This is a genomic window from Micromonospora acroterricola (genome assembly GCF_003172955.1).
Taxonomy (GTDB): Bacteria; Actinomycetota; Actinomycetes; order Mycobacteriales; family Micromonosporaceae; genus Micromonospora; species Micromonospora acroterricola.
In genome coordinates, this window is sequence record NZ_QGKR01000284.1 from 1 (window position 1) to 15267 (window position 15267).

General features: G+C 74.5%; 14 protein-coding genes and 1 pseudogene. 8 read left to right on the forward strand and 7 right to left on the reverse strand.

The features are described from left to right. Positions 1–456 precede the first annotated feature (456 nt). The 4 genes and pseudogenes from DKT68_RS32735 to DKT68_RS24905 all read left to right on the forward strand — a co-directional run. Positions 457–717: pseudogene (locus DKT68_RS32735) on the forward strand (SCO7613 C-terminal domain-containing membrane protein); the annotation flags it as partial. Positions 718–764: 47 nt separating this feature from the next. Beyond that, positions 765–1817: a fatty acid desaturase family protein gene (locus DKT68_RS24895; protein ID WP_109819810.1), complete on the forward strand. Its 1053-nt coding sequence runs from the start codon at positions 765–767 to the stop codon at positions 1815–1817. A gap of 174 nt (positions 1818–1991) precedes the next feature. Continuing rightward, a complete protein-coding gene (locus DKT68_RS24900; protein ID WP_109819811.1) occupies positions 1992–2285 on the forward strand; it encodes a 4a-hydroxytetrahydrobiopterin dehydratase in 294 nt (97 codons plus the stop codon). Further along, positions 2282–3436, forward strand: a complete 1155-nt coding sequence (locus DKT68_RS24905; protein WP_109819812.1) for an FHA domain-containing protein — start codon at positions 2282–2284, stop codon at positions 3434–3436. Before DKT68_RS24900 ends, DKT68_RS24905 begins: the two co-directional genes overlap by 4 nt. A gap of 56 nt (positions 3437–3492) precedes the next feature. Here the strand turns inward: DKT68_RS24905 and rocD are convergent, their stop codons facing one another. The 3 genes from rocD to DKT68_RS24920 form a co-directional block, all read right to left on the reverse strand. Continuing rightward, positions 3493–4707 carry an ornithine--oxo-acid transaminase gene (gene rocD, locus DKT68_RS24910; RefSeq protein ID WP_201749178.1) on the reverse strand — a complete coding sequence of 405 codons (1215 nt, stop codon included), beginning with the start codon at positions 4705–4707 and terminating at the stop codon, positions 3493–3495. After that, the gene (gene ddaH / locus DKT68_RS24915; protein WP_199723515.1) at positions 4707–5522 is read right to left on the reverse strand and encodes a dimethylargininase; all 816 of its coding nucleotides are present in this window, start codon (positions 5520–5522) and stop codon (positions 4707–4709) included. Before ddaH ends, rocD begins: the two co-directional genes overlap by 1 nt. Before the next feature lie 340 nt (positions 5523–5862). Further along, on the reverse strand, positions 5863–6675 hold the full coding sequence (locus DKT68_RS24920; protein WP_236647061.1) for a DMT family transporter: 813 nt from the start codon (positions 6673–6675) through the stop codon (positions 5863–5865). A gap of 194 nt (positions 6676–6869) precedes the next feature. Between DKT68_RS24920 and DKT68_RS24925 the strand changes: the two genes are divergently transcribed. After that, positions 6870–7679, forward strand: coding sequence for an Fpg/Nei family DNA glycosylase (locus DKT68_RS24925; RefSeq protein ID WP_109819815.1), 810 nt, complete (start codon positions 6870–6872; stop codon positions 7677–7679). A 20-nt stretch (positions 7680–7699) separates the two neighbouring features. On the opposite strand, the gene DKT68_RS24930 is transcribed toward DKT68_RS24925, so the two are convergent. After that, positions 7700–8566, reverse strand: a complete 867-nt coding sequence (locus DKT68_RS24930; protein WP_109819816.1) for an aminoglycoside phosphotransferase family protein — start codon at positions 8564–8566, stop codon at positions 7700–7702. 275 nt (positions 8567–8841) lie between these two features. Between DKT68_RS24930 and DKT68_RS24935 the strand changes: the two genes are divergently transcribed. After that, positions 8842–10107 (forward strand): AGE family epimerase/isomerase, encoded by a 1266-nt coding sequence (locus DKT68_RS24935; RefSeq protein WP_109819817.1) that lies wholly within the window; start codon positions 8842–8844, stop codon positions 10105–10107. Further along, entirely contained in the window at positions 10104–11051 is a 948-nt protein-coding gene (locus DKT68_RS24940; protein ID WP_109819818.1) for a carbohydrate kinase family protein, read from the forward strand. Before DKT68_RS24935 ends, DKT68_RS24940 begins: the two co-directional genes overlap by 4 nt. 129 nt (positions 11052–11180) lie before the next feature. Here DKT68_RS24940 and DKT68_RS24945 read toward each other — a convergent pair whose 3' ends face one another. From DKT68_RS24945 to DKT68_RS24955, 3 genes are all read right to left on the reverse strand, one after another. Further along, positions 11181–12161: a LacI family DNA-binding transcriptional regulator gene (locus DKT68_RS24945; protein WP_109819822.1), complete on the reverse strand. Its 981-nt coding sequence runs from the start codon at positions 12159–12161 to the stop codon at positions 11181–11183. A 72-nt stretch (positions 12162–12233) separates the two neighbouring features. Next, positions 12234–13613 (reverse strand): FAD-dependent oxidoreductase, encoded by a 1380-nt coding sequence (locus DKT68_RS24950; protein ID WP_109819819.1) that lies wholly within the window; start codon positions 13611–13613, stop codon positions 12234–12236. Between the two features lie 24 nt (positions 13614–13637). Continuing rightward, a complete protein-coding gene (locus DKT68_RS24955) occupies positions 13638–14774 on the reverse strand; it encodes a carboxylate-amine ligase (protein ID WP_236647062.1) in 1137 nt (378 codons plus the stop codon). Positions 14775–15022: 248 nt separating this feature from the next. Between DKT68_RS24955 and DKT68_RS24960 the strand changes: the two genes are divergently transcribed. Beyond that, the coding region (locus DKT68_RS24960) for a hypothetical protein (protein ID WP_109819820.1) at positions 15023–15267 on the forward strand (245 nt) is incomplete at its 3' end.

The window sequence follows — 15267 nt, forward strand, 5'->3', positions numbered from 1 at the left end:
CTGCCCCGCCCGGCGCTCGCGCCGGTCGCGGTGCCGGTGGGGGCGGTGCTGGCCGCCGCCGGCGTGGCGGGGCTGCTGGCCACCCGGGCCGGCACCCTCGCCGCCGAGGGCGTGCTGCTGGTGGCGGCGGTGATCGTCGCCGTCGGGGCGCGCACCGTCGAGGTGCGCGTCACCGGTTGCCTGGCCGCCGTTGCGGCGGCGTCCGCGTTGGCGGTGACCGCCCCGCTCGCCGGAGGTCTGCCGCTGCGGGCGGCGGCGTACCCGTTGCTGGCGGTGGCGGCGTTGGTCCTGGCCGTCGCCGCCGCGCTCGGTCCGCGGGCCCCGACGGCGGGAGCGCCCACCGGCGGGTCCGGAACGGAGGCGGCGGGTGCACCGGCTGCCCGGACGTCGGTCGGGCGGGTGCTGGACGCTGCCGCGCAGGCGGTGGCGCTGGTGGCGGCGCTGCTCGCGGTCGAGGTGGCGCGGCATCTCGCGACGGTCTGCGTGCTCTGGGGCGTCGCCGTCGCGCTCCGGCTGCTGCGCCGGGGCGAGCCGGCCGCCCGGCGGTGGGCGTTCGCCGCCATCGCCGGCGCCAGCGAGCTGCTCGGGGCCTGGGTGCTGCTGGCCGCGGGCGGGGTGACCGTGTTGGAGGCGTACACCCTGCCGGCCGCGGCGCTCGCCCTCGGCGCGGGTCTGCTGGCGCTGCGCACCCGCCCCGGGCCCAGCGCCGGCCAGCTGGTGAGCCCGGGCCACCCCGGTACGGGCGTGAGGGAACGGGAGCAGCAATGGCGCTCGGAGCGGTGGCGGAACCGCCGGTACGACGGCGAGGCAGTGACTACGCACAGTTGTCCCGACGGATCAGCCAGGCGGGCCTGCTGGAGCGGCGCCCCGGCTGGTACGTCGCCCGCATCGTGCTCACCCTCGGTGCCTTCGTGGCCGGCTGGGTCGCCGTGCTCCTCGTCGGCGACTCCTGGTGGCAGCTGCCGCTCGCGGCCGTGATGGCGGTGGCCACCACCCAGGTCGCGTTCCTCGGCCACGACGCGGGGCACCGTCAGATGTTCCGTCGGCGCGGTCCCAGCGAGCTGGTGGGGCTGTTCGCCGGCAACGTGGCGGTGGGGATCAGCTACGGCTGGTGGGTCGACAAGCACAACCGGCACCACGCCAACCCGAACCACGAGGATGAGGACCCGGACGTCGGCGCGGGCGCTCTGGTGTGGACGCCGGAGCAGGCGCTGGAGACCCGGGGATTCGGTCGCTGGCTGGCCAAGCGGCAGGCGTACCTCTTCTTCCCGATGCTGCTGCTCGAGGGCCTGAGCCTGCACGTGGCGAGCATCCGGGCGATCGTCGGCCGGGGACCGGACGGCCGGTACGCCACCCCGATGCGACACCGCGCGGTCGAGGCGGGTCTGCTCCTCGCGCACACCGCCGGCTACGTTGCGCTGCTGCTGGCGGTCATGTCGCCGGGGAAGGCGCTGGTCTTCGCCGCCGTCCACCAGGCGCTGTGGGGCCTTTACATGGGCTGCGCGTTCGCGCCGAACCACAAGGGCATGCCGATGCCGACCGCCGAGGACGAGCTGGACTTCCTGCGCAAGCAGGTGCTGACCTCCCGCAACGTGCGGGGCAGCCGGCTGGTGGACACCGCGCTGGGCGGGCTCAACTACCAGATCGAGCACCACCTGTTCCCGAACATGCCCCGGGCCAACCTGCGCCGGGCACAGCCGATCGTCCGCGCCTACTGCGCGGAGCAGGGCATCTCGTACGCGGAGACCGGGCTGGTCGAGTCGTACCGGCAGGCGCTCGGCCACCTGCACGAGGTGGGCCAGCCGCTGCGCGGCTGAGCGAGGCTGGGCTGGCTGGCCGCTGCGCGGCTGGGCTGGGTGGTCGCTGCGCGGCTGGACAGGTCGATGGCGGGGGCGGTGCCGGAAGGCGCCGCCCCCGCCGCGTCGTGCCGGACGGGCCGACACCCGCCACCGCTGGTCGATGCCGTCCGGGGGCACCGGTAGGGTTTGCGCATGGCAGACCTGCTCACCGCGGAAGCGGTGCGAGACGAGCTGGGCGGGCTGACGGGCTGGTCGGGCGATGGCACCGGGATCAGCCGCACGGTGGAGCTGAGCAGCTTCCCGGCGGCCATCGCGGTGGTCGACCGGGTGGCTGGCACGGCCGAGGAGGTCGACCACCACCCCGACATCGACATCCGCTGGCGCACGTTGACCTTCCGCTGCGTCACCCATTCGGCTGGCGGGGTCACCCACCGCGACATCGACCTCGCCCGCCAGATCGACGAGATCATTCGGAGTGCCCGATGAGGTTCGAGATCAGCAAGGTGCTGGACGCCATCGAGGGCCGGGTCTGCACCGACCCGTCACTGGCCCGGGCGGTGGTCGATTTGGCCGAGGTGATCCGCTACCAGGACATCGACGGCGGCCGGCCGGCGAGCCTGCTGCGGCTCGGCATGGTCATCGACGCGCTCTCCCGTGAGCTGGAGGAAGACAGCGTCCAGGTGTACGCCGTGGTGCACCGAGCGCTGCTCTCGGACGCCGACCTCACCTCCAACGAGCGCATGGTGGTCCGCCGCTGGGCCGACGACGGGCTCGTCGAGGTGCTGGACAATCCGGGCGACCGGATGCTGGAGGTCGCCGACCTGCTCGGGCTGCCGGTGCTCAGCCGGGTCCGCTTCGACGGGCTGCGCGGGCGGTTCCCGTGGCTGGTCGAGCAGCCCGGTCGGGTGCTCGCCCCGGTGCCCGGCGCCGGCGGGCCGGCGTTCATCGCGCACGTCGGTGGCGGGCACTCTCCGGTCGCCGGCAAGCGCTCGCCGACCGGGGCGAAGCTGCTGGCCCGCCAGTGGCGCTGCCCGGAGTCGGGTTGCGCGCTGTTCGGCAGCGGTGGTGGGGGTGGCGCCTTCGCCGACCTGGCCGGGGGTGCGGACCGCAGCCCGGCCGGTCAGCCGCCGCCCGCGCTGCGCAACGGCGTACCGACCTGCCCCCGCCACGGCGTACGGCTCGGTGACGCCGGTCCCCGGCCGCGCACGGAGGTGCTCGCGGTACGCGTCGGTGGCCTGGTCCGGCGGCGGTTCGTGCTCAGCGAGGAGCAGCCGGTGGTGGCCGGCCGGGCACCCGAGCAGGAGGGCGGGATCATGCTCGGGCAGTGGCTCAACGACGAGGCCCGACGGTGGATCAGCCGTGGCCACGTGCGCTTCGAGCTGCGGGTCGGCGAGGTCATCGTGACCGACGTCAGCACCAACGGCTCCGGCATCCGGCCGGCCGGCTCGATGGCCGAGGCGGACCGGATCGCCCTGGCCCCGCAGCAGTCCCGGGTGCTGGGCGAGAACGACATGGTGGAGCTCTACCCGGGGGTGCAGATCGGCCGGGCCGAGGAGCTGCCCACCGGCGCCCCGTTCACCCCCACCTCGGTGATGGCCGAGGCCCCGACCATGGCGATGCGCCTCCCCCGACCCTGACGCGAGGGGCGGGCGCCGGGACCGTGTCCCGACGCCCGCCCGAAGCGCGTCCCGGCTCAGCCGGCCAGCACGGCTGCCAGCTGGGCTACCGCCAGGTCGATCTCTTCCTCGGTGACGACCAGGGGCGGGGCGAGCCGGATGGTGGAGCCGTGGGTGTCCTTGACGAGGACGCCGCGCTCCATCAGGCGCTCACAGGCCTCGCGCCCGCTCATCAGCGCCGGGTCGATGTCCAGACCGGCCCAGAGACCGCGGACCCGTACCTCGACCAGACCCTTGCCGACCAGCCCTTCCAGGCCGGCCCGTAGCCGCTCGCCCAGCTCGGCCGAGCGGCGCTGGAACTCGCCGGTGGCCAGCAGCCGGACCACCTCGATCGCCACCGCGCAGGCCAGCGGGTTTCCACCGAAGGTGGAGCCGTGCTGGCCGGGCTTGAGCACGCCGAGCACGTCGGCGTTCGCCGCCACCGCGGAGACCGGCACGATGCCGCCGCCGAGCGCCTTGCCCAGCAGGTACATGTCGGGCACGACGCCCTCGTGGTCACAGGCGAAGGTGGCACCGGTGCGACCGAGGCCGGACTGGATCTCGTCGGCGATGAAGAGCACGTCGCGTTCGGTGCAGACCCGGCGTACGCCGGGGAGGTAGCCCTCCGGCGGCACCACCACGCCCTGCTCGCCCTGAATGGGCTCCAGCAGCACGGCCACGGTGTTCTCGTCGATCGCGGCGGCGAGCGCGTCCAGGTCGCCGTACGGGACGACGGTGAAGCCCGGCGTGTACGGCCCGAAGTCGGCGCGGGCGTCCTCGTCGGTGGAGAAGCTCACGATGGTCGTGGTCCGACCGTGGAAGTTGCCCTCGGCCACCACGATGTTGGCCTGACCGGCGGCCACGCCCTTGACCTGGTAGCCCCACTTGCGGGCCACCTTGATCCCGGTCTCCACCGCCTCGGCGCCGGTGTTCATCGGCAGCACCAGGTCCTTGCCGCACAGCTCGGCCAGCTCCCGGCAGAAGTCGGCGAACTGGTCGTGGATGAACGCCCGACTGGTCAGCGTCAGCCGGTCCAGCTGGGCGTGCGCGGCGGCGATCAGCTGTGGGTGCCGGTGGCCGAAGTTGAGCGCGGAGTAGCCGGCCAGGAAGTCCAGGTAGCGCCGGCCGTCCACGTCGGTGAGCCAGGCGCCGTCCGCGGACGAGATCACCACCGGCAGCGGGTGGTAGTTGTGCGCTGTCCAGCGCTCGGCGTCCCGGACCGCTCCGGGCGTCCGCAGGATGTCATCCACGATCACTTGCTTGCCTTTCCCTGACGGAGTCGCAGCGTGCAGCACTTCGGTCCGCCGCCGGCCTTACGCAGCTCGGACAGGTCGACACCGATGGTCTCGTAGCCCCGGTCGCGCAGTTTCGCGGCCAGGTCGGTGGCCTGCGCGGGCAGCACCACGTGCCGCCCGTCGCTGACCGCGTTCAACCCCAGCACCTCGGCGTCGGCCATCGTGGCGTGCACCGCGTCGGGGAAGAGCCGGCGCAGCACCGCCTGGCTGCCGGGGGAGAACGCCTCGGGCAGGTACGCCACGGTCCGCTCGTCGAGCACGGTCAGCGCGGTGTCCAGGTGGTAGAAGCGCGGGTCGACCAGCTGCATGGTGATCACGGGGTAGCCGAAGACCTCCTGCAGTTGGGCGTGGGAGGCGTGCGCGGTGCGGAAGCCGGTGCCGGCCAGCAGGTGGTCGCCCGCTAGCAGGACGTCGCCCTCGCCCTCGTTGACGTGCTTCGGGTCGTACATCTCGAAGCCGGCGGCCTCGAACCAGGCGCGGTAGGCCGGCGCCTCGTCGGCGCGCTGCGGGTCGCGGAACTGCACGGCCATCGCCTTGCCGTCGATCACGGTGCCGCCGTTGGCGGCGAAGACCATGTCGGGCAGGCCGGGCACCGGAGTGATCTCCTCGACGGTGTGGCCCAGGTCGCGGTACGTCTGGCGCAGCTGCTCCCACTGCCGGACGGCCAGCGCGGCGTCGACCGGCGCGCTCGGGTCCATCCAGGGGTTGATTGCGTAGTCGACGGCGAAGTACGTCGGCCGGCACATCAACAGGCGCTGGCTGGTGGCGTCCATCGTCATTGTCCTGCTCCCAGGGGTCGGGCGCGCCCGGCCACCGTGGCCCACGGGCTGGCGCCGTTGCTCAACGTTATGCGGCGTCAGCGGCAGGATCCACCACCGAGAGTTGCGCGCACCGAACATTCGTTGCGTCTGGCCGGCCTGGCGCTGTGATTCGTTGCGCGGAGCCCCGGAAACGCCTCGGGGCCCGGCGAGCCGGGCCCCGGAAACACTTCAGGGGCGGCGAACCGCCGCCCCTGAAAGGGTGTCGCCCGGCCGGTGAACCACCGGGTGGTCGGGCTGCCGGCGAACCGCCGGCTGCTCGCCGGTGCATCACCGGCGAGCGGGACAGTGCCCGCTAGAAACGATCGACAAACTGTGAGTCAAGCCACTCCCGGAACCGTTGCACCCAGTCGCCGTCGGTGGTCGGCCAGTCGAACTGGCCGGTCATCGCCAGCACACCGAGCACCACCGCGGCCAGCCCGATCAGCACGCCGAACAGCGCGTCGGTCTTGCCGGCGATGTGCCGGCGGCGGGTGGCGACCAGGCCGAGCACCGAGAGCACCGCGCCGAGGGCGCCGAGCCCGATGCCGTACCCGGCCAGGGTGCCGGTCAGCACGAAGAGCGCACCGGCCACGGAGACGATGAGGCCGAGGGTGGCGAGCAGGCTGGCCCGCGGCTTCGGGCCGCGCGTGACCGGCGGCTCCGGAGCGGTCCGGTCGGGGGTCGGGTCGACCGGCCGGTCGGTCGCGACCCGGTCCTCCGGGTCGGGCCGCCGGGTGGTCCCGTCCCGGCCGAGGTCGGCGTCCTGGGCGACGCCGCCCTTCGGGGCGGGAGCCGGGTCGGTGCCGGCCGTGCCGCGCCGCGGCTCGCCCTCCACCGGCCGGGCGGTGGCAGCGCGGGCCACCGCGGCCCGCTCGCTCGCCCGGCGCTCGGCCTCGCCGGTCTGGTCGCCGCTCGCGGCGTCGCTGCGGTACGTCGTCTGGTCGGCGTCCCGGTCGGTGACCACCGGGCTGCCGATGGCGCCGTCGGGCCGGCCGGCGCCGGTCGCCGTCGAATCGTCCCGGCCGATGCCGGCCGGGGTGTCGCGGCCGTCGACGCGGCCGTCGAGGTTCTCGTCTCGCGTCGGCGTCGGCTCGGACCGGCGGGACAGCGAAGGAATTCTGACCACTACACACCTCCTGAAGAATGCGTGGTGGCCGACGGATCGGGTGGCACCCACGCGCTACCGCCCTGAAGTACCCAGCTGGGCGTTTCCTGACACCGATCCCGGGTACGAGCGTCGTTGCCGGTTCTGGACGTCGGTCGGGCGGCCCGGCTTCCTCGACACAGGGTCGACCGCCGTGCTGACTATCCTTGGGACCCGTGCCAGAGGGACACACGATCCATCGCCTGGCGGCCCGGCACGCCGAGCTGTTCGCCGGGGACAAGGTGCACGCCGCCAGCCCGCAGGGCCGCTTCGCCGATGGCGCCGCCCTGCTCTCCGGCACCGTCCTGGAGGGCACCGAGGCGTACGGCAAGCACCTGCTGCACCACTACGCGGGCGAGCTGGTTCTGCACGTCCACCTCGGGCTGTACGGGAAGTTCACCGACGGGTCGGGGGAGCCGCCGGAGCCGGTCGGCCAGGTCCGGCTGCGGCTGGCCAGCGACCGCCACTGGCTGGAGCTGCGGGGGCCCACCGCCTGCGAACTGCTCACCCCGCCGGAGGTGGCCGCGCTGCGGGCCCGCCTCGGGCCGGATCCACTGCGCGCCGACGCCGACCCGGCGCGGGCGTACGCCCGGATCTCCCGCAGCCCGACGCCGCTGGCCGCGTTTCTGCTGGACCAGTCCGTGGTGGCCGGCACCGGGCTCATCTTCGTGACCGAGGCGCTGTTCCGGGCCGGGCTGCCGCCGACGCTGCCCGGCCGTGGCCTGACGCCGGCGGGCTGGGACGCGCTCTGGGCCGACCTGGTCGGGCTGATGCGGATCGCGGTCGAGCACGGCCGGATCGACACCGTGCGGGACGCGCACCTCCCGGAGGCGATGGGCCGCCCGGCGCGGGTGGACCGGCACGGCGGCGAGGTGTACGTCTACCGCCGCCCGGGCGCGCCCTGCCACGTCTGCGGCACCGAGGTGAGCCGCGGCGAGATGGCCGGACGCAACCTCTACTGGTGCCGCACCTGCCAGCCCGGCTGAGCACGCGGGTGCCCGCCCGGTCAGGCGTCGTCCAGCAGCCAGCGGACCACGTCGGTGTGGTGCGGGAGAGCGGCGTTCTCGGCAAAGCCCCAGGCCAGCGTGTGGCCGATCGTCCAGCCCCGGACCCGCTCCCGGTCCAGTCCCAGTTCGGCGCTGAGCCGGTCCAGCCGGTACCGGACGGCGGCCGGCGAGTGGCCCAGCTCCCGGCCGCGCACCATCGGCACCACCGAGAACTCCCGCTCGCCGGTGAGCGGCTTCGGGTCGATCACCAGCCACGGTTCCCGGTCGGCGGCCAGCACGTTGCCGGCGTGCAGGTCCTGGTTGACCAGCACCTGCTCACCCTGACTGGACGCCAGCCCGGCGAGCAGGTCGAGCGCCGCGTCGAGGAGCCGCCGCTCGTACGGCCGGCCGGCCCTCTCCCAGGCGTGGGGCATCCGGTCGATCCAGCCGGCGACCTCGTCGGCCAGCGGGGTGAACGGCGCGCCGGCCGGACGCCACAGCCGGGGCAGCAGCCCGGTCACCGCGTCCAGAGCCCGGTCGGCGGGCAGGTCGTGCAGCGGCATGCCCGGCTGGCAGCGCTCGACCAGCAGCGCCCGCGACCGTGGGTCGTGGTCGAGCAGCCGGATGGCGCCGTCGCCGTTCCACCGGGCCAGCGCGTCGGCCTCGTGCAGGCTCTCCCCGTCCGGGTACTGGAGCTTGAGCACCGCCGCCGTCCCGTCGGGCAGGTCGGCGGGGAGCGCCAGGGAGGCAAAGGCGTGCCGGAAGGGTGGCCCGAGTCGCAATGACCATCGTTCGGTGCACTCCGCCACCCGGTCGGGGAGCGCGGCGAGCCAGTGCCGGCCGGCCGGTGACCGGCGTACCCAGTCGAGTCCGTCGGGCAGATCCACCCGGTCATTCTGGAGCGTCGTCCGGCGGGCGGCGGCACCGGCACCGGGCTGCCGCCGCCGGTGTGACGCGACCGGAATTGACAGTCGACCGGCCGCCAGACAGGGTGGAGCCGAGACAACGATGTCAACGGACAAATGGGAGTAACCGTACCCCCATGACCCACCTGGGTGGGCGATCGCTCCCGGCGTCGCGTTGGCGGTTTCCCGGCGCGGACCAGGCCCGCCCGCCGATCCTGGCCGTATGTCCCTTCCCTACCCGGCGGTGACCAGCTGAGATGACCGACGTGCCCCGATCCGCAGCCGAACCGACCCCTGCCCCGGCAGGGGCAGCCGACCTGCCCGACCTCGATCTGTTCCTCGCCGACCAGACCCGCACGCTGCTCGACACGGCCCGGCGCGCGCTCCGGCCCGAGGGCGGCTTCTGGTGGCTGACCGACGACCTCACCCCGGACCGCGGCGAACCGCTGCACACCTGGATCACCTGCCGGATGACCCACGTGTCCGCCCTCGCCCACCGCAACGGCGATCCGGATGCCGCAGCCCTCGTCGACCACGGGGTCGCCGCACTCTCCACGCTGCTGCGTGACGACCGGTACGGCGGCTGGTTCGGCGCCGTCGACCAGCAGGGCACGCCGACCAACGAGCGCAAGGCCGGGTACGACCACGCGTTCGTGCTGCTCGCCGCGTCCGGGGCGGCCCGTGCCGGGCGGCCCGGCGCGGACCGGCTCCTCGACGACGCTCTGGCCGTGGTGCTCGACCGGTTCTGGGACGCCGAGGCCGGCGCGGTCCGTGAATCCTGGAACCGGGACTGGACGGTCACCGAGGACTACCGGGGCGCGAACAGCAGCATGCACATGGTCGAGGCGTTCCTCGCCGCTGCCGCGGCCACCGGCGACGCGAGCTGGACCGACCGGGCCCTGGCGATCGGCACCCATCTGGTGCACGGGGAGGGCGCCCGGCACGACTGGCGCCTGCCCGAGCACTTCACCGCCGACTGGACGCCGCTGCCCGACTACAACCGGGACCGGCCCGCCGACCCGTTCCGGCCGTACGGCTCCACGATCGGGCACTGGCTGGAGTGGGCCCGGTTGCTGCTGGAGCTGGAGGCGGTCCTGCCGCAGCCGCCGCGGTGGCTGCTCGCCGACGCCCGTGCCCTGTTCGCCGCCGCCGTGCGGCGCGGCTGGGCGGTCGACGGCGCCGACGGCTTCGTCTACACCATCGACTGGGACGACCGGCCCGTGGTCCGCTCCCGGATGCACTGGGTGGTGGCCGAGGCGATCGGCGCGGCGGTCACCCTGCACCGGCGCACCGGGGACGCGGTCTACGCCGACTGGTACCGGGTCTTCTGGGCGTACGCCCGGCGCCACCTCATCGACGACACCGGGTGGCGGCACGAGCTGGACGCGGACAACCACCCCGCCGACACGGTCTGGCACGGCCGGCCGGACGTCTATCACGCGTACCAGGCCGTCCTGCTGTCCCGCTCGGCCGACGCGCTCGGCGGCCCCGGCCCGCTCGCCCCGGGCGAGGTGACCGCGTGATCGTGGTCGCGGGTGAGGCGCTGATCGACCTGGTGGTCACCGCCGAGGGGCAGCGGGCGGTACCGGGCGGCTCGCCGGCGAACGTGGCCGTCACGCTGGCCCGGCTCGACCAGCCGGTGCGGCTGCTGGCCCGCCTCGGCGCCGACGGGTACGGCCGGCAGCTCGCCGAGCACCTGAGCGCCAACGAGGTGGACCTCGCCTGGGCGGTCCGCGCCGAGCAGCCCACCTCGGTGGCGGTGGCCACCCTGGACGCCAGCGGGAAGGCGAGCTACGAGTTCCGGCTGGCCGGCACGGCGGACTGGCAGTGGACCTCCCAGGAGTTGCCCGAGCTGGCCGGATCACCGGCGACCGCCCTGCACACCGGGTCGCTCGCGCTCGCGCTGGCGCCGGGCGCGCAGGTGCTGGAGGACCTGCTCACCCGCGAACGTCAGCGGGACGGGCTCACCGTCTCGATCGACCTCAACCTGCGTCCCAGCATCGTCACGGACCGGTCGGGGGAGCAGGCGAGGGTACGGCGGCAGGTGCGCCTCGCGCACCTGGTCAAGGCCAGCGACGAGGACCTGGCCTGGCTCTACCCGGACCGGACGGTGCGGGACGTGATGACCGAGTGGCGCGATGCCGGGGTGTGCTGCGCGGTGGTCACCCGGGGCGCCGATGGGGCCGTGCTGCTCGCCCCGGACGGATCGGTGCACGAGGAGCCCGCGGTGCCCACGACGGTGGTCGACACCGTCGGGGCCGGTGACGCGTTCACCGGCGGCCTGCTGGCCGCGCTGGCCGACCTCGACGCGCTCGGTGACCGGCCGGCCGACCGGCTCGCCGCGCTGAGCGCGGCGCAGTGGGCCACGGTGCTCCGGCAGGCCGCGCTGGTGGCCGCGTTGACCTGCGCCCGCCGCGGGGCGGACCCGCCCCGCCGGGCCGAGGTGGCGGCCCTGCTCAACACGTGAGCTGAGCCCACCGCGCCGGCCCGACCGTCAATGGGCCGGCGCGGTCGGCCGTCCGGCGGCCGGAGGGGCCAGGCGGCCGGAGGGCAGGCTGGAGGGGTCAGGCGGCCGGAGGTCAGGCGGTCGGCGGGGTCAGGCGGCCGGCGGGGTCAGCCCCCGGCGCAGCAGGCGGGTGGGGAGCACGGTGGTCGACGGCGGTGAGTCGTCACCGGCGATCCGCCGGAAGAGCCGTTCGGTGGCGACCCGGGCCAGCTCCCGGGTGTCGTACCCGACGACGGTCAGCGGCCGGGGCATGAGGTGGGCCAACTCGAAGTCGTCGAAGCCGGCCAGCGCGGCGTCGCTGCCCCGCCGGTGCAGCTCCTGGAGGGCGCCGACGGTGAGCCGGTTGTTGCCGCAGAAGAAGGCGGTGGGCGGGTCGGGCAGGTCGAGCAGCGCGGCGACCGCACGCCCGGCCTCCTCCGGCGCGATCAGGCGGTCGCGGACCAGCGACTCGTCGGGTTCGATCCCGGCGGCGGCCAGCGCCGCCCGGGCGCCGGCCAGCCGCTCGCGAATGGTCGGCACGCTCGGTGCGCCGAGCAGGACACCCACCCGGCGGTGCCCCTCGGCGAGGAGGGCGCCGACCCCGGCCCGGCTGCCACCCTCGTTGTCCAGCAGCACGGCGTCCGCGAGCAGCCCCTGCGGGGGCCGGTCCAGGAAGACCACCGGCATGCCCAGCTCGACCTCCCGGCGCAGGAACGAGTGGTCGGGGCCGGCCGGCACCACCAGCAGCCCGTCGACCCGGCGCTGGGTGAAGTCCTGGAGCAGGGCCCGTTCCCGCTCCGGGTCCTCCTCCGAGGAGGCGGTGATCAGCATGGTCCCGTGCGCGGCGGCGATCTCGGCGGCGACGCTGGCGATGGTGGCGTAGAACGGGTTGGCGATCTCCTCGATGAGCAGCCCGACGGTGGCGTTGAGCTGCCGGGAGCGCAGGTTGCGCGCGATGTCGTTGCGCCGGAAACCCAGCTCGGCGATGGCGGCCAGCACCCGGCCCACCAGCTCCTGCCCGACCGGCTCGTCGTTGACCACCCGCGAGACCGTCTTGAGGCTGACCCCGGCGTGCCGGGCCACGTCGACCATCGTCGGACGTCGGCGCGCGGTCGGCCGGGTCGGGGTCTGCGTCACGGGGTGGTCCTCCACGGGTGGCGCGGGTCAGCGGCCGGCGGCGGTGAGCGCGTCGACCGCCTTTCGGGCGGCGATCAGCACCGGGTCCCAGACCGGAGCGTACGGCGGAGCGTAGCCCAGGTCGAGCCCGGTCATCTCGTCCACCGTCATGCCGTTCCACAGCGCCACGGCCAGCGTGTCGATGCGTTTCGCCGCCTCGGACCAGCCGACGATCTGCGCGCCGAGCAGCCGCCCACTGGGTCGCTCGGCGATCAGCTTGACGGTCATCCGCCGGGAGCCGGGGTAGTAGCCGGCCCGGTTGGTCGAGTCGGCGACCACGGAGATGAAGTCGAAGCCGGCCGCCGTGGCGTCCCGCTCGCGGAGGCCCGTCCGGCCCACCTCCAGCTCGCAGACCTTCGTGACGGCCGTGCCGATCACGCCCAGGAAGCTCGCGTACCCGCCGCCGATGTTGATCCCCGCCACCCGGCCCTGCTTGTTGGCGTGGGTGCCCAGTGGCACGTGCACCGGCATGCCGCTGACCCGGTGCAGCGTCTCCACGCAGTCGCCGGCCGCCCAGATCCCGGGCAGCCCGGGCACCCGCATCCGGCGGTCCACCCGGATCGCTCCGGTCGGCCCGAGCGGCAGCCCCGCGGCCTCGGCGAGCGCGGCGTTCGGGCGTACGCCCAGGCCCAGGACCACGACGTCGGTCGGGATCGGGCCCTCGGCGGTGACCACCGCGGACACCCGGCCGTCCCGCTCCTCCAGGCCGCTCACCGCCATCCCGGTGCGGATCGTCATGCCCAGGCCGCGCATGGCCTCGGCGACCAGCTCGGCCATGTCGCCGTCCACCGTCGACATGGGCTGGTCGGACTGCTCGACCAGGGTGACCGAGAGGCCGCGCTCGATCATGGCCTCGGCCATCTCGACGCCGATGTACCCGCCGCCGACCACCACGGCCCGGCGTGGCCGCGGCTCGCCGTCCAGCCATTCGCGCAGCGCCGCCCCGTCGTCGAGGGTCTGCATGCCGAACACGCCGGCCGCGTCCGTGTGCGCCCACGAGGGCTTCACCGGCACCGCGCCGGCGGCGTACATCAGCTCGTCGAAACGCTCGCGGATCTCGCCGCCCTGTTCCAGGTCACGGACGACCACCTCGCGGCGTTCCAGGTCGATGGCGGTGACCTCGTGGCGGGTCCGCACGTCGATGGCGAACTCGCTGCGGAAGGTCTCCGGGGCGCGGGCGATCAGCTGCTCGGGGCCGGATACCAGGCCGCTGATCCAGTACGGGATGCCGCACGCCGAGTAGGAGGTGAAGTGACCCCGCTCGAAGACCACGATCTCCAGGTCACCGGCGTCGCGGCGGCGTCGGGCCTGGGACGCCGCGGACATGCCCGCGGCGTCCCCGCCGATGACGATCAACCGTTGCGCCACGGGACCATCCTGTCACGTGGGTGATCAGCCGCGGGTCTGTCGCGCCACGTCCTGCACCACGTCGGTGAGCCGTCCGGTGTGGGCGAACACCGCCCGCTGCCGCGCCGCGCCGGTGCCGTGCCGGCGCAGCCCGCCGAGCAGGTCGCTCACCTCGGCCCAGTCGCCGTGCTGCTCCAGCGCCGGTCGCATCCGTTCCACGAACCGGTCCAGCAGGTCCCAGGCCGGGCGCAGCTCGCCGTTGGTGACGTCGACGCCCTCGCCCTCCAGGCCGTCGTGGGCGGCCCGCCAGTGTGCGCCGACGAGCAGGTGGTGGTCGGTCCGCAGCGCCGGACGGCCGGCCTCGACCTCCGCCATGGCGGTGGCCACCAGGGCCCGGACCAGCGCGGCGACCAGCACCGCGTCGTCGACGGACGGGCAGACGTCACCGATCCGCAGCTCCACCGTCGGGTACTTCGCCGACAGCCGGGCGTACCAGTAGAGCATCCCCTCGTCGAGCATCACCCCGCTGGAGATCAACTGGCGGATCAGCCGCTGGTAGTGCTCGTGCGACTCCAGCCAGGGCGTCGGCGCCACCGACGGCCAGCGCTCCCACTCGACCGAGCGCCAGCTGGCGTAGCCGGTGTCCTCGCCACGGGCGAAGGGGGAGTTGGTGGTCACCGCGTGCAGCATCGGCAGCCAGGGCCGGACGTGGTTGAGCACCTGCACACCGGTCTCCGGGTCCGGAATGCCTACGTGCACGTGCATGCCGTTGTTGCCGGGACCGGGGACGAGCAGCCGGAACCGTTCGATCATCCGGTCGAAGCGGGGCTTGTCCACCACGGGCGGCACCGGGCCGTCCACCGGTCCGGTGCCGATGGCGAGCAGCCGTACGCCGGCCCGCTCGGCGGCATCGGCGAGCGCCCGGCGCAGCACGCCGAGGGAGTGCCGGATCGAGGAGAGCTCCAGGCCGGGCGGGGTGCCGGTCTCGATCTGGCTGGTCTGGAACTCCCGCTCCACCTGCCCGCGCAACTCCGCCGGCACCTGCTCGAGAACCAGGTCGACGGCGGGTACCGCGGCCCCGGTGTGCGGATCGACGAGGAGGAACTCCTCCTCGACACCCACGGTGAGCAAATCGGTCCCCGCGGCCGTGCCGCTGGGCGCCTCCGCCACCTGGCCGGTCATCGACACCACCGTCCGTTCCTGCCGCTCGCGGTCCGTCCGCGTCGGCTCGGTCGTCTGGTTACCCAACGTGGCGATGCCCGGAAACGTGGCGCTGGCGCGTCGCCGCGCGTGTCGGCCGGCCACCGCGTGTCGTGCCCTGCGTGTCGTCGTCGGCACCGGGGCATGACCGCCATTCGGCCGGACGGCGTGACACCGGGGCCTACGCTGGCCCCGTGCCGGTAGCGCTGAGGTTTTTCGGGATCGCGTGGATGTCCGCGTTCGCGCGGCTCACCCTCGTCGCCGAACGCCCGGCTGACCTGCTCGCCGGTGCCGCGCTGACCGCCCTGGTGCTGTTCGCCGTGCTCCTCGCGGCGCGGGTGCCGGGCCGCTCGGGCGTGCCCGGCTCCGCGCGGCGCTGGGCGGGACTGCGCGCCCGCTCCCGTGGTCGCCGGGTGCCCCGGCAGGTCGACCCGGACGCCGCCGGCGGCGACGTGCCGGACGACGGCACGACCGA

Bases quoted from the DNA above. Each gene is read 5' to 3' on its own strand.
- DKT68_RS24895 (WP_109819810.1), top strand. From the start codon at position 765: ATGGCGCTCGGAGCGGTGGCGGAACCGCCGGTACGACGGCGAGGCAGT.
- DKT68_RS24900 (WP_109819811.1), top strand. From the start codon at position 1,992: ATGGCAGACCTGCTCACCGCGGAAGCGGTGCGAGACGAGCTGGGCGGG.
- DKT68_RS24905 (WP_109819812.1), top strand. From the start codon at position 2,282: ATGAGGTTCGAGATCAGCAAGGTGCTGGACGCCATCGAGGGCCGGGTC.
- ddaH (WP_199723515.1), bottom strand. From the start codon at position 5,522: ATGGACGCCACCAGCCAGCGCCTGTTGATGTGCCGGCCGACGTACTTC.
- DKT68_RS24935 (WP_109819817.1), top strand. From the start codon at position 8,842: ATGACCGACGTGCCCCGATCCGCAGCCGAACCGACCCCTGCCCCGGCA.
- DKT68_RS24945 (WP_109819822.1), bottom strand. From the start codon at position 12,161: ATGGTCGACGTGGCCCGGCACGCCGGGGTCAGCCTCAAGACGGTCTCG.
- DKT68_RS24955 (WP_236647062.1), bottom strand. From the start codon at position 14,774: ATGACCGGCCAGGTGGCGGAGGCGCCCAGCGGCACGGCCGCGGGGACC.